The 13224-nt window shown below is 44.2% G+C and carries 14 protein-coding genes; 6 read left to right on the forward strand and 8 right to left on the reverse strand.

The features are described from left to right. Positions 1-9: 9 nt before the first annotated feature. Positions 10-579 (reverse strand): GNAT family N-acetyltransferase, encoded by a 570-nt coding sequence (locus tag BMW79_RS21355; RefSeq protein WP_245752623.1) that lies wholly within the window; start codon positions 577-579, stop codon positions 10-12. Positions 580-731: 152 nt separating this feature from the next. Between BMW79_RS21355 and BMW79_RS21360 the strand changes: the two genes are divergently transcribed. The 3 genes from BMW79_RS21360 (at position 732) to BMW79_RS21370 (ending at position 5617) form a co-directional block, all read left to right on the forward strand. Beyond that, a complete protein-coding gene (locus BMW79_RS21360; protein ID WP_089897911.1) occupies positions 732-2159 on the forward strand; it encodes an aminotransferase-like domain-containing protein in 1428 nt (475 codons plus the stop codon). A gap of 100 nt (positions 2160-2259) precedes the next feature. Beyond that, positions 2260-4479: a hypothetical protein gene (locus BMW79_RS21365; RefSeq protein ID WP_089897914.1), complete on the forward strand. Its 2220-nt coding sequence runs from the start codon at positions 2260-2262 to the stop codon at positions 4477-4479. Positions 4480-4717: 238 nt separating this feature from the next. Then, positions 4718-5617, forward strand: coding sequence for an alpha/beta hydrolase family protein (locus tag BMW79_RS21370; RefSeq protein ID WP_089897916.1), 900 nt, complete (start codon positions 4718-4720; stop codon positions 5615-5617). Here BMW79_RS21370 and BMW79_RS21375 read toward each other — a convergent pair whose 3' ends face one another. Further along, complete coding sequence (locus BMW79_RS21375) at positions 5618-5953, reverse strand: TfoX/Sxy family protein (protein WP_089897918.1); 336 nt, start codon at positions 5951-5953, stop codon at positions 5618-5620. 3 nt (positions 5954-5956) lie between these two features. After that, the gene (locus BMW79_RS21380) at positions 5957-6334 is read right to left on the reverse strand and encodes a nuclear transport factor 2 family protein (RefSeq protein WP_089897920.1); all 378 of its coding nucleotides are present in this window, start codon (positions 6332-6334) and stop codon (positions 5957-5959) included. Positions 6335-6429: 95 nt separating this feature from the next. Here BMW79_RS21380 and BMW79_RS21385 point away from each other — a divergent pair, with 95 nt between their 5' ends. Then, on the forward strand, positions 6430-6849 hold the full coding sequence (locus tag BMW79_RS21385) for a winged helix-turn-helix transcriptional regulator (protein ID WP_089897922.1): 420 nt from the start codon (positions 6430-6432) through the stop codon (positions 6847-6849). Positions 6850-6872: 23 nt separating this feature from the next. Here BMW79_RS21385 and BMW79_RS21390 read toward each other — a convergent pair whose 3' ends face one another. Next, entirely contained in the window at positions 6873-7508 is a 636-nt protein-coding gene (locus BMW79_RS21390) for a hypothetical protein (protein ID WP_218150401.1), read from the reverse strand. Between the two features lie 89 nt (positions 7509-7597). Between BMW79_RS21390 and BMW79_RS21395 the strand changes: the two genes are divergently transcribed. Both BMW79_RS21395 and BMW79_RS21400 read left to right on the forward strand, forming a co-directional pair. Beyond that, on the forward strand, positions 7598-8239 hold the full coding sequence (locus BMW79_RS21395; RefSeq protein WP_089897924.1) for a DNA alkylation repair protein: 642 nt from the start codon (positions 7598-7600) through the stop codon (positions 8237-8239). A 400-nt stretch (positions 8240-8639) separates the two neighbouring features. Then, positions 8640-9260, forward strand: coding sequence for a hypothetical protein (locus BMW79_RS21400; RefSeq protein WP_245752624.1), 621 nt, complete (start codon positions 8640-8642; stop codon positions 9258-9260). A 66-nt stretch (positions 9261-9326) separates the two neighbouring features. Here the strand turns inward: BMW79_RS21400 and BMW79_RS21405 are convergent, their stop codons facing one another. The 4 genes from BMW79_RS21405 to BMW79_RS21420 all read right to left on the reverse strand — a co-directional run bounded on the left by BMW79_RS21405 (position 9327) and on the right by BMW79_RS21420 (position 13214). Then, complete coding sequence (locus tag BMW79_RS21405; protein WP_089897926.1) at positions 9327-9749, reverse strand: TlpA family protein disulfide reductase; 423 nt, start codon at positions 9747-9749, stop codon at positions 9327-9329. Between the two features lie 8 nt (positions 9750-9757). Continuing rightward, positions 9758-10837 (reverse strand): hypothetical protein, encoded by a 1080-nt coding sequence (locus tag BMW79_RS21410; RefSeq protein WP_089897928.1) that lies wholly within the window; start codon positions 10835-10837, stop codon positions 9758-9760. A gap of 408 nt (positions 10838-11245) precedes the next feature. After that, positions 11246-11794, reverse strand: a complete 549-nt coding sequence (locus tag BMW79_RS21415) for a hypothetical protein (RefSeq protein ID WP_089897930.1) — start codon at positions 11792-11794, stop codon at positions 11246-11248. Between the two features lie 250 nt (positions 11795-12044). Then, the gene (locus tag BMW79_RS21420) at positions 12045-13214 is read right to left on the reverse strand and encodes an alpha/beta hydrolase family esterase (RefSeq protein ID WP_089897931.1); all 1170 of its coding nucleotides are present in this window, start codon (positions 13212-13214) and stop codon (positions 12045-12047) included. Between the last annotated feature and the right edge of the window lie 10 nt (positions 13215-13224).

The raw sequence follows: 13224 nt of genomic DNA on the forward strand, positions 1-13224 counted from the left end.
ACGCCACTTTTAACGGGTATGTTCTTTGTTATTAACTACAGGAGACGCACCTTCCAGGTCTATCTCAAACAGGCTCACGGTAGCATTATCATAATGCGCGGGAAGTCCGGCTGTACTTTTAAGTTTCAGCAACCCTAAAAAGTCGAAACCACATTTTGTGTAGTAAGCAATGAGGCCGGGATTATTCCCTACTGTATCCAGGCGCACAAATCTCTTCTGATGGAGACGGGCATATTCCTTCGCGCTCTCCACAATGCGCTCCACCAGGCTATTACCCCTGAACACAGGATTGGTAGCAATACGATGGATATACACAGCCGGATCGGCATTTTTTTCTTCCCAGATCTGCGGATCATCGAATGTGGTTGCCCACACACACGCTACCTGGTTATCGATGATAATTTTCCATTGCCGCTTTTCCGCAATCTCTGTTTCCACCATTGTCCGGTCAAACTCCGGCCAATGAACGGTGAACCTTGTTTTCTGAAATTCCGTAGCGAGCCTGTATAGTCTGAATATTTCTTCTATATCCTGACTGGTGCTGTTTTCTATTTTCATAGTCTGGTCTGGCTTTTTCATACCACAAAGGTAACCGTTGGATTACGCCCAACACAGATACAGTTTTTGTAAATATTTATGTAACAGATGCTTCAAAAGACTGTCCTTACTGGTTTATACCTATCTTTAACAGATCTAATTTCTATACTTTTCACTATAACAGATCAGGTATCATGAAAGAACCGGCTTACATCAGCATCGCCAACAAATTCGCAAAGATGATAGATGACGGCATCTATAAGCCGGGGGAAAAACTACCATCCATCAGGAGTATGCATAAGAAAAGTGGGGTTAGCATTGGTACCATATTGCAATCGTTCAATTACCTGATGGACAAAGACATCGTAGTATCCCGGGAGAAATCGGGTTATTATGTGAACGACAACCTGGCTAAAAGTCTCCCTGTACCGGAAGTGTTACCAGTTTCCCTTTCAGAAAGAACTGTGCATATTGATCAGTTGCTGCAAAAGATGCCGGTGGACCGTACCGGAAAAGACTTTGTCTCTTTTGGCAATGCCGTTCCGGACAACCGGCTGTTGCCCTTTAACAGCATCAAGCGGGCTATCCAGCAAACGTCGAGGGATGTAAGCGGCAGTTACCTCAGCCTGGAAACCCGATACGGCAACAAGCAATTGTGTGAAGCCATTGCCAAACGATCGATGCACTGGCAGGGACCTGTGCACGCCAATGAGTTAGTTATTACCAATGGCGCCGCAGAAGCGATGGTATGCTGCTTAAAAGCCGTTACACAGCCCGGCGACACCGTGTTGGTACAAGAACCCTGCTTCTTTGGCATCATGCAGATCCTGGAGCTGTTAGGCCTCAAAATGGCCACTATTCCCTCTCACCCTACTACCGGTATTTCGGTGGAGAATATCAAAGCCGCCTGCCGGAAACTCGCCATTAAAGCATGTGTCTTTGTGAGCAACTTCAACAACCCGGATGGCGCGAGTATCAGCACGGACCAGAAAAAACAAATTGCCGGTTTAGCTAATACCCTGCAAATGCCCATTATAGAAGACGATATCTACGGGGACCTTTTCTTCAAAGGCGGCCGTCGTGATACCATTAAAGCCTATGATAAAGATGGCTGGGTCATGTATTGCAGCTCCTTTACCAAAACCCTGGCGCCCGGACTCAGGATCGGCTGGACTGCCGCCGGGCGGTTTACTTACGATGTAGCACGCATCAAAGCCATGATGAACCACTCTACCTCCTGCTTTAGCCAGCGGGTAATACTGCAATTGCTCACCACAGGCGTACTGGAAAAGCACCTGCAGAAATTCAGGCTGGAAATGCAGATGAACCAGCATCGTTATATTGCTGTCATCGAAAAGCACTTTCCTGCCGGCACAAAAGTAACGCAGCCCGGTGGAGGGATCTATCTCTGGGTAGAATTGCCGGACGCAGTGAATACGTCTGTCTTCCTGGAAAAAGCATTTGAACACAATATCTCCTATGCACCTGGTGAAATTTTCTCCTCGAAAGGCAAGTACCTGCATTACATCCGGCTAAGCTATTCGGGGCTTTGGGAGAAGAAGGCGGAGAAAGCGTTGATTAAACTAGGTAAGTTGCTCGGTGAGCACATAGAAAAAAGATAAACATCTTTCTTTAATTAATTATTTATCGCATCTTTCGGTGCGTTGAATGATAGTGGGCGCCGTTGGAACGGCTGAAAATACAAACAGAACAATCACACGTATGATCAAGTACATGATATGCCTGGCTTTTGTGTTATCCGGTATCAATAATCCGTCCTTCTCACAGGGAACCCACCCCGATATAGATAAGCTGGCAGGTGAGCCCGGCTCAATTACACAGACTTCTCTTTACCTCAGCACCAGCAAGGATATATATGTGAGCGGGGAAGATCTCTGGTTCAATGCTTTTATATTAAATGCGACCGATTTCACGCTGTCATCCCTTGACAATACGTTGTACCTCCAGTTACAAGAACAAGATACAGACAGTATCGTCTGGCAGGAAATGTATCCCATCAGTAACGGGTTGTCTGCCGGTCATGTATACCTGCCTCCCACCTTAACCAGAGGAACGTATTTGCTGAAAGGCTATACTGCACATTCTTTTTTTACCGGCCAACCCTGGTTCTATGCCGCCGCCCGTATCCAGGTGGTGAACGACCCGCAGGAAATAAGAACCTGGAAAAAACAACAACAGCCAGGTACTTTGGCGAAAGAAGGTATTCAGTTCCATGTCTTTCCTGAAGGAGGCAACCTGGTGGCGGATGCGCTCAATCGTGTTGCCTTTAAGGCTGTCGATAAGGACGGACAACCGGTCGCTGTAAAAGGTACCCTGCTAAAGGGCAACACGCCGTTGCTGGATTTCAACACCGTGCATGACGGAATGGGCAGTTTCTTGTTCACACCGGAAAAAAATACCGCCTATCATATCAGGCTGGCAGCGCGCAAGGATAGCGTATACCCGCTGCCAATAGCGTCAGGAAGCAGTACCGGAATGCGCCTGGTGAAGAAGGAAGGCGACAGTCTCACTTTTAGAATCATCACACCACATACAACCGTCCCACAGAAGTTCTACCTGCGGCTACAGGTTAGAGGTGCAGTGCAGTCGATAGCTGCCGGCAGACTTAACGACAGCGTGAACGTAAAAATTCCGGTTCAAAACTCCCCGCAGGGAATAGGTGAAGTCACGTTATTCAATGAGCAGTTACAGCCCATAGCAGAGCGACTGGTATACCTGCATCCGGAGCAGCAGTTCAGCATCCGGTTCAGTATGTTAAAAGAACAATACAACCGGAAAGAAAAGGTATCTGTAAAAATCAACACCACAGATGCAAATGGTAGCCCGGTTGCTGCTGTATTGAGTCTGCGCGTATATGACGATCTGTTCCATCATACGCAAAACACGGATATCGTCAGTTATTATTATCTCTCTACACAAATACGCGGCAGGATCAATGACCCCGGTTATTATTTTGACAGCACCCATGCAAACCGCCACGAAGCAATGGACCTGCTGCTGCTTACGCAGGGCTGGCGCCGCTACGTATGGGATAGTATAAAACCGGTTTTATCAGACAGCTTGCCGGCAAGGATCACCGCAAAAAAAGCCGGGAAAGAAAAACAACCGCCATCGCTTTTCCTTTTCAACTATAACAAAACGAATACCCGGATAACTTTACCCGACAATGCCGGCAGGTTTTACCTCACCCCGGAATATCTTGCCCTTGGCCCCCGCTTCTTCGTTAAATACTTTTCCGACAAAGAATATATTATCCATGTAGATGATCCGTTTGAGGCCATCCGGAAAGCGCAGGCAACACATCCCCCGACCTTGCTACTCCCGGAAAAAAGCGTGGTTAAAGCGGTAACAGATACCGCCTATATCCCCTATGGCAAAACATTGAAAGAGATTACCGTTGCGGCTAAAGGGCCGGCTTTTTCAGACCGGTACTTCGGCTACCTGGACAGCATCGCAAAATATGAAGGCAATACAGACTATGTAGGCGCCTGCGGCTGGCTGAATTGCCCGGATGGACGCACCGATATAAAACCTGTTGAAGGGAAAACCTACCATATGTTTTCCAGCAGTGTCACGTCACATCAGCATGTTATCCTGACCGCCGATAATAATAAAGAAGTGGTTTATCATTATCCAAAGTATACGGAACAAGAGCTATTAAAAAAATTCAAAATGACCATAACAAAAGGTTACTACCAGAGCAGGGAGTTTTACGAGCCGGATTATGACAAGGAAACCAGTACCGTCAGTGATACACGGAATACCCTGCTATGGAAACCAACAATTGTGACGGATAAAAATGGCGAGGCCACTGTTGAATTCTTCTCTTCCGATGTAACCCGGCCATTTATCGGCATAGCCGAAGGCGTTACCGGTGCCGGGGTGCTGGGAGTAAATAAGTTTAGTTTCAGGATCAGGTAAGGAAAAGCTGTCGCGTGCTCAGCAGCTTTTTAAATAAATTCATTCCCTACAGGGTACCCGTTTCATAACGATAGGAGCAATACTTCTTTCATACCCATGAAAGAAGAAGTTAGTTTGAATGAATTCCACCAAAAGGATCCATAAAAAACATACTCCATAATGACAAGCTATCTAAACGGCCAGATAAATTCCTACTTTTGGCCTGGAAATACCTTTCGTAACGGATATCATACAGCACATGCAAACAGGCCAGAACAATATATTTACCGGTTGCAGGCAACTGCAACTTACCGATAATGACAATAACATTTCGTTCCCGGTACTGGTGCAATACCCGACCTACACACCGGCTGTGCCTACGGGTTTTGGTCCGTATCAGATGGAGGTAAGCATGAATGCAGACATCATACCCGGACAACAGTTTCCGCTGGTTGTGATTTCACATGGTAACAACGGTTCCCATCTCCTTTACAGAACGATCAGCACTTACCTGGCTAAAAACGGTTTCATTGTTGCCATGCCCGAACATTATGGCAACAACCGCAACAACACCAGCCTGGAAAACACCGTGGAAAATTTGCAGTTAAGACCCAGGCATGTAAGTCTTACTATTGACCATCTGTTAACGGCACCCTTTTTATCCGGCGCTGCTGATGCAAATAAAATAGCCGTTATCGGTCATTCTATGGGTGGCTACACCGCACTTGCCCTGGCTGGTGGCCGTCCTATCACAAAAGAAGGTGAGCACGTAGAAGTGCCGCACGACAACAGGGTAAAAGCAATCGTGCTGATGGCGCCGGGGGCCGGATGGTTCAATCATCCGGACAATCATATCTCTTGTCCTGTATTACTACTTACAGCCGAACATGATAACATTACACCGGGTTGGAATGCGCAGGTGGTTCAAAAAATAGCCACTGATCCATCTCTGGTGAGCTTCACCGAAGTAAAAAATGCAGGGCACTTTGCTTTTATCAGCCCTTTCCCGGCGGCCATGACAAACCCCGGTTTCCCTCCCTCCTCCGATCCGGCAGGTTTCGATAGAGTAGCCTTTCACCAGCAATTGCCGATTGATATTCTTGATTTTTTAACGGCGAAATTAAACGTGGGGGCCAGATCAGCAGCGATACCTGGTTAATTACGGGGACTTTGCGAGACGATTAAAATCAAGGCATAAATTTATCCAGCGTTCAAAATTCCCCTTACTTTTAAACCCGATTGGTTCAACATAACAATAGCCTTTATATTCCTTTCCTTTCATGATCATGGGCAGGTAGCCTCTTTTTTTGGAAAGCTGCGCTGTTTGTTCAGGGTCAAACCGGCACATCAACCTGTTGCCGCTCACATTGATGCACATCTTACCATTGACCATAAAAGCAAGACCGCCAAACATTTTTTTCTCTTCCGTTTCAATGCCTGGAACGCCCGCTAAATGGGTTCTTACCCTTTCCGCAAGATCCTGATCGTAAGCCATCTGCTATTTTAAATTGCTCATAAATGTCAAGGTATCAAAGTACAAGGTCAGCGAGCTGAGTTTACCATCCTTTACCCTCCAGCATTCTGCCACGTTCCCGTTTATCTTTACGCCATTGGGAAACACAAAATCATAATTGCCTATCACAGTGGCATTGTCCCCATCTACAACCATCTGCTGCACCCGCATGGCTTCAAAACGTTGCGAAAAGCGTTTGATGATGTCTATATAGGCTTGCTTACCAATCACAGGGTTAGTGTTGTTCATATCACCACCTGTATACCGGAAATCCTCCGCAATAACACTTTCCCAGTTTGCTTTCTCCGCAAACCCTTTGTAATAGAAATCTAACAATTTCCTGGTTTCTTGTGATTTTTCCATCGTTTTCAGGTTTAAAATTTATAAATTTGTGCTTGCACTTTGCAAGTACTAATATACAAAGTAATTGCAAAATGCAATAACTAATTTTTCATAGTATGGAAAAAATGAGATCCGATTGCCCGATAAGTTGCTCGCTGGATGTATTTGGCGATAAATGGTCGCTGCTTATCATCAGGGATATAATGCTGAGAGAAAAAGTATCTTACAGTGAGTTTCTTCAGTCAGAAGAGAAAATTGCCACCAACATTCTCGTTAACAGGCTGAATGTGCTGGAAGCCGAAAAAATCCTGATCAAGGAAGTTTCAGAGAAGAATAAATCAAAATTCGTATACAGCCTCACACAAAAAGGAGCCGACCTGCTGCCGATAATAATTGAAATCATGGACTGGGGCGCAAAGTACAATGAAAACTGCCCGAGAAAAGAACTGGGGAAGAAAATAAAAGCAGATAAAGCGGGGGCTATAGAAGAGTTGTCTAAAGAATTGAAAAAGAAAGTCCGTAAAAAAGCAATCTGATCAACGGAGATAATTGCGGGCGACTACAGGCAGGGCGACTGAGAAACCCAGTCGGCTGCCACATTTGCCTTCAACCGGAGCAGCAAATTCAATTGACCTGTATGATGCTGCAGATGTCTCAAGTTATAAAGCAAAATTTCCAGCCGGCTATAGTGCGAAACCAAAGGTGGGCAAAGCCCATGCATGTCCACTTCATTGTCCGTTATCCATCTTTCCAATAGTTTTTCTCCGGTCATTTGCCGGAATTGCGTTTCACATTTCCCCCTTGTTTCTCTCAGAAAAGTAAGTAACTCATCTTTGGTATAAATGCGATCCGGCAGCACATCGTCTACCGCCTCTGCTGGCAGAACATCTGCATGATGGATGGTGTAAGACAGTTTCGGGTGAAAATCCCTTACCGGATCTGACAAATAGTAATCAAGAAAAATTAATGAATGATATGCCATATAAAAGAACCTGCGATCCTTCTCCAACAATTCTTCCGGAGCAAGCACAAGCACCTGGTGAGCCATATCAATGGCCGCCAGAAAATTCCTGCATAAAGTAGCAATAATAACGTTCGACATACAAGCAAATTGAGTATAAAACAGCAGTCTGCATTCTCTATGAAGATAAAATTTTATTAGCTTATCTTGTTTCCGGAAGATATATTTATTCAATGGCGAACCATTTCGCTTTGTTCAAACGGCAGATGCAGACAATTATCCAGGTCAGCATTATTATTTAACCCGAAAAACAAAAGATTGATATGAAACGCTCTTCAAAAGCAGCAGATATCCTGGCTCAAATCGATACTAAAACGAAGCTGGGCGACTTACGGAATATTGCAAAGGATATTAAAAAAGATCATGAACTGGCAATGGAATTATGGTCCACCGGGAAGTTTTTGCCCCGGCAACTGGCCATCCTGATTATGGATAACAAACTGCTGTCCCAGGAGGTAATTAATAAACTGGATCAGGATATGCAGACTCACCCATTGGAGGAACAAAACCAGTTAACCGATTGGCTCATGGCCAATCAGCTCACCAAAAACAAAAACACCATTACACTGATCCAATCCTGGGAAAATAGTCCATCTTCCGTTCAGAGGCGGATCTTCTGGTACTATCAGGGGCGTCTGCGCTGGATGGGGCAAACGCCTCCCTCCGACAATGAAGCGTTATTATCTAAAATTGAAAACCAGATCCAACAGGAAGAACCGGAAGTTCAATGGGCCATGAACTTCACAGCAGGCTGGATTGGCATTTACGACAAAAAGTATCGCAATCGTTGTATTACACTTGGAGAAAAAACAGGTCTTTACAAAGGTCAGATGGTATCCAAAGGATGTACACCGGATTATTTACCCGAGTTCATTACCATTGAAAGCAACAAGCGAAATTTATGATTCTGTAGCCGCCAACCGGACGACCAACATACGCATACCCGCTGCCGGAGGGCCTGATACCAGCCCCCAATAGCACCAACACAAATATCCGGCTCTTAAATATTCCCCCAGCCCTCACAAGATAATCTACCGGCCTGCTGTCCTCCTAATTCCCTGCCTGAATGCGGTGGCTTAAACCAGTTTACGATTTCCCGGGCATCATCATTGCGCCGCAATCCGTTGGTCATCCATCCCGGATAACCGCATTTTTTTGCAGTCAGCGATGATCTTAAGCAACGGGATTCTCAGGCCCATGGCTCTATTTACAATAATTTACAAAGTTTACATTTCAATTTACAACCCGGATCCCTTCCAACTGAAAGGATCAAAGTAGTTTCGCTGTATCAAACTTTAATAGGTTATGAAAAATAAAAGAGATGCCTTAAGCGGATATAATTTATCAGGAGACAGATCTATGTTAATTAAAACTACAAAAAACATGAAAAAAGTTATTTATGCACTGATCTTACCGCTGGTGGTGGTAGGCGGACTAGTATTCGCTAATCGCGAAATCAAAAATGAAAATGCTAAAAAAACAATCCCAAAACCTCTTTCTGCGGCAGAAATGAAAGCTGAAAGGGAAAAATGGGAGGCTACCCCTGCAGGTATCATGTTCAAAAACTGGGAAGTGTCTCCCGAAGGTAGAAAAGTGCTTGCCCGCGCTGCTAATATAAGCAAGCCTGTAAGAGATTTTACCAATATGGAGGCTGTTGTAACGGATCTTTCCCTGCCGCCGGGCTCAAGATTAGGTTTCGGAGTGATGGCCAGGATTAATGGCGAAGATTATATTCTCAGCTTTGGGCTGGAACAATCCAATGAATTTAAGCAATTGCATAGCCTGAAAGTAAACGACAAGATAACTATAAAAAGCCGTGGCGTATCGTATGCCCCCAAGTATTCATATCCAATAGTATCGGGCGACTATGTAGAACGGGATAGTAAAATACTTTATAAACGTCCCCCTCACAAAGGTGGCTGCTAAGGCGCCTCCTGGAACATTCTCCATAAAGCCGCATATATCATCCGGGATATATGCGGTTTTATAGTATTATTCCACTTTCAGCGCTGCTTCAATCCGTTCCAGCATGACTTCGTTGCCCGGATACGAAGTAAATTGCTGTTTTAGTACACCTTGCCGGTCAAATATCAGGTAACTGGGTATGCCGTTGAACTTAAAGTTCTCCAGCAGATGCCTCCACTCTCCCTCCGTCACATAATACTGTTGCCCTCCGATACCCTGAATATACTTTTCCCATAGTTTTTTAGGTGATGAAGGACTACTGATGTAAATAAATACCACCTCCTTATCTGTAAGCTGCTTTTTCAAATTCCTGGATGCTTTAAAGGCTTCCAGACAAGGCACACACCAGGTAGCCCAGAAGTCAACAATAACAGCCTTTCCTTTATATCTGGACACAATAGCGCTCATCAGTTTTTCGGGAGATACCTCCGGCGTACTGTTAACCACCATTGTCTCTTTTAATTGGGACACTTCGATGATGTCCTGGTTTCTTGCGGAAGTATCTTCTCTAAATCCCCGCCTTTACAATAATCCTTGATATTTCTGATCTGCTTTGCCGTTAATGCTGCTAGTTCCAGTTCAAATTGCATCGCGTACGCATTGCTGATAAGCATATCATAGAACAATCCCTGATCTGATCCCATCAGCTGCCCCAGTATGCCTTTTATCGTTTTCGTCCATTCACGGACCGGCGTATCCCCGATACGCGGGATATTTAACACACTATTTCTTAATAACTCCTGCGTAAATGTCGGGTAAGAAAAGCAATACAGGTATAAAGGATTATTCAGGTCCAGGTCCTTCAGGAAGGAATAATCACCGCGAACAGGGTGCTTTATGACTGCACTATCCGGCATCTTATGATTATTCGTATTCCTGTAATTCAACACCATTTCAGTGCGGTAATCGAATACATGATTATAATACACCGCCAGCCAATAATCCTTGAATACGATGTCTTTCATCCTCTCAGATAAAAGAGGTGGCTGATTCAGCAAGCCACGTTTCCGATCCAAAACATGATTTGTATGATCTATAAATGCGCTATAATCTTTGTTATATAAGGGAGATACCGGCTTATTGGATCTCTCATTGATCATATCATTAAACTTGTCCAGACTCGTGATAAGTTCTTCCTCAGTAAATCCGGCATTATCACTGGTCGTTATTTTATTAATCACACCATCATTACCATATTTGAATGAGATGTTGTTTTCCCGGCCGTTTTTCAGGAAAACAATCACCTGGTTATTAATATCTATATCGGTGCTGACAGCACATCTGTTGACATTTACTTCTGTGTTTACCTTTAATACAAAATGCCCGCTGGTATCGAGCAATGTCTTATACAAAGCAACTTCGCCTGTAAAAGGGTACGGAACTTTCAAAAACAACCATACACTGTCTTTCTTAATTGCTACCGGAATAGTTACTTCGCCACTTACGCGGACTGTACCAGCCTGCAGAACAGGCCCGCCGGATTGGGCGACAACAGCAAAAGGCCATAGAAGTAACAAAATAGTGCAGTACAGCTTCATTTGAGTAATGACATGATGATAGTTAAAATAGGAATAAATATCCAAACTTATTGAAGACGAAAAATATGATCTCCAATAAATTCTCAGTATTTGATTTAAATCCAAACAGTGCCAGTTGTAATCGGGTGTATATGCCCGGCATAACAACATTCTCAATTCCTATATGGCCTTTTACCCTAATAGCAGGTTAGCCATCAACTTAGAATTACTATTCAACATGCTGCTTTAAACTCAACCCATCTAAATTCCTGGCGTAAAATAAATCCCTTACTGAATCACCCTCGAAGCGAATGGTTGTAGAATCATCTATTCTCCATCCTGACAATTTATTCATCTAAATGCCGGTAAAAGAAGAAGTCATAAGAAAAAAGACCAATAGATACAATATTATCCGCATAAACTCCCAATTTAAGTGTTTTGCCTTTTCCGATGCTGTTCTAAAACGCCTAAAACATAATATCCTGGAAAACCTTTAGATTTTAACCATTCTACAGCTGCTTTATCATAAAGCAAAATTTGGTCGGCCAGATATTCGGCTATCCCGTCACCCAGACTAAAACGATAAGCCCATTCAAACAAAACATTGCTTTTTTCTTTTTCAAAAGCGCTTTTCTGCATTTGAAAAGCCAGTCTTTTTTCAATAGGCTTTAAATCATCATCAACGCCAAAATACCACTCAGCAATATGAAGAATTTTACCTGCAAAAAAGAGGTACTCCGCATTATCAGAAAACTTCTTATAAGATTTCTCAAAATAATATCCTAATACTTTTGCAAAGTAATCGTGATCCGATTCAGGATAGTCTTCCTCCACCAAAATATTATGCAGCAAATAAATTATACTTATGTAAACTTCGGCCTGATCCGGATTGTCATCAATAACTTGCTGCATGAAAACAGTAGCCGATTTCCAGTCTTTGTTCCGCTCTAATTGTTCCAAATGCACTTTCCAATTCATATAATTATATATTAAGGGATAAACATTGTACTCAACACCCTATCTCATGAACACGGAGTTTGTCTGCTAAGAAAGCTAAATTATTGATTGAATGTGAAGATGTGAAATACTTAACTCTGGATCGTACATCACAAGCCACACCGCATCATGAATAAAAGAGGCGAAGTTAAATGAACTTTTACGTCAAAAACAAAAGGGCGCCTCCATCATTATAGAGGCGCCCTTCCTATTTCAGCTACTACATCTAACACTATTCCTTTTCAAAACGGACCTCCGCCAGTTTCGACAGGTTGCCCGATACTGCTTTCACCACCAGCACACCCGCTTTAGGTTTGCCACCGGCTTTTATATTAATGGTTCTGCCATTCAACGTGGCGGTAAAACCCGAAGGAACGGTTAAGATCTCCAGAGAAGCGTTACCGGAAGCACGCACCTGTACCTGATAGCTGCTCCCTGCTACATAATTCACCATATCTTTTTCCACACCTAGATAGAGTCCCTGCTGTTTGTTCAATGGGTTATCCCGCATAAAGCCCCACATCAGCGGGAGGATGGTGCCCCAGTGAATCCCATGCCCCGCCTGCTTAATGGCATACATTTCAATATTGCCGTTACCACCTTCCCAAACGGTAGGATAAGCAGTGTATTTATTATTCCTGATGGAGATGCTATCCAGGTTCCGCGTGCTGTCTTTTACATAATAGCCGCCCACTTTGTCTGCCCAGGCGCGGATATTCTGTACTGCCGCACCAAAGTTAACGGTAGCATCCAGTATGCCGTTGAAACAGCGCACCGGCACTATCCGTGCAGGCGCAGTACCAAAATTCGCAAGCGTGTACTGCCCCGAAACCGGGCAAACAGCCGCAAATACATCACTCATCGCCAACGCCAGCCGGAAAGAGAAAATAGCCCCGCTGGAATGTCCGCAGGCATAAATCCTGTTTTTATCAATTTCAGGTTTGGCAGTTTCAAAAAACGCCAGCATACCTTTTACAAACTGTACGTTGCGCGCACTGTCCTGCCAGTTTGCTTCTGTACCCGATTTTAATCCCACTGGAAACACGGCGATGAAGTTGGCTGTATCTGCCACCTGGTTCAGGAAATCATTTTCATAGATATGCATCAGCGAATCGGGCATCGGGTCCGGACCGGTGTAATTAATCGCCCCGTGGAAATTAAAGACCAGCGACACCGGCCGCGCAGTGGTCAGTGCCGATGGCATATAGTACAGGAAATAACGGTATCCCCGCTTTCCGTCTGCATAATTCACCATAATACTATCCTTATGCAACCCTGTTTTTACAGCGGGTACCGGTTTTTCTACCGGGGTAATATCAGGAATACCGTCCAGGTCATTCTTACGCTTGGTACATCCGGTTAACAGGATGCCCGCACATAACCATATCAATATATTTTTCATGTTGATGAAG

The organism is Chitinophaga arvensicola (genome assembly GCF_900110835.1).
GTDB lineage: Bacteria > Bacteroidota > Bacteroidia > Chitinophagales > Chitinophagaceae > Chitinophaga > Chitinophaga arvensicola.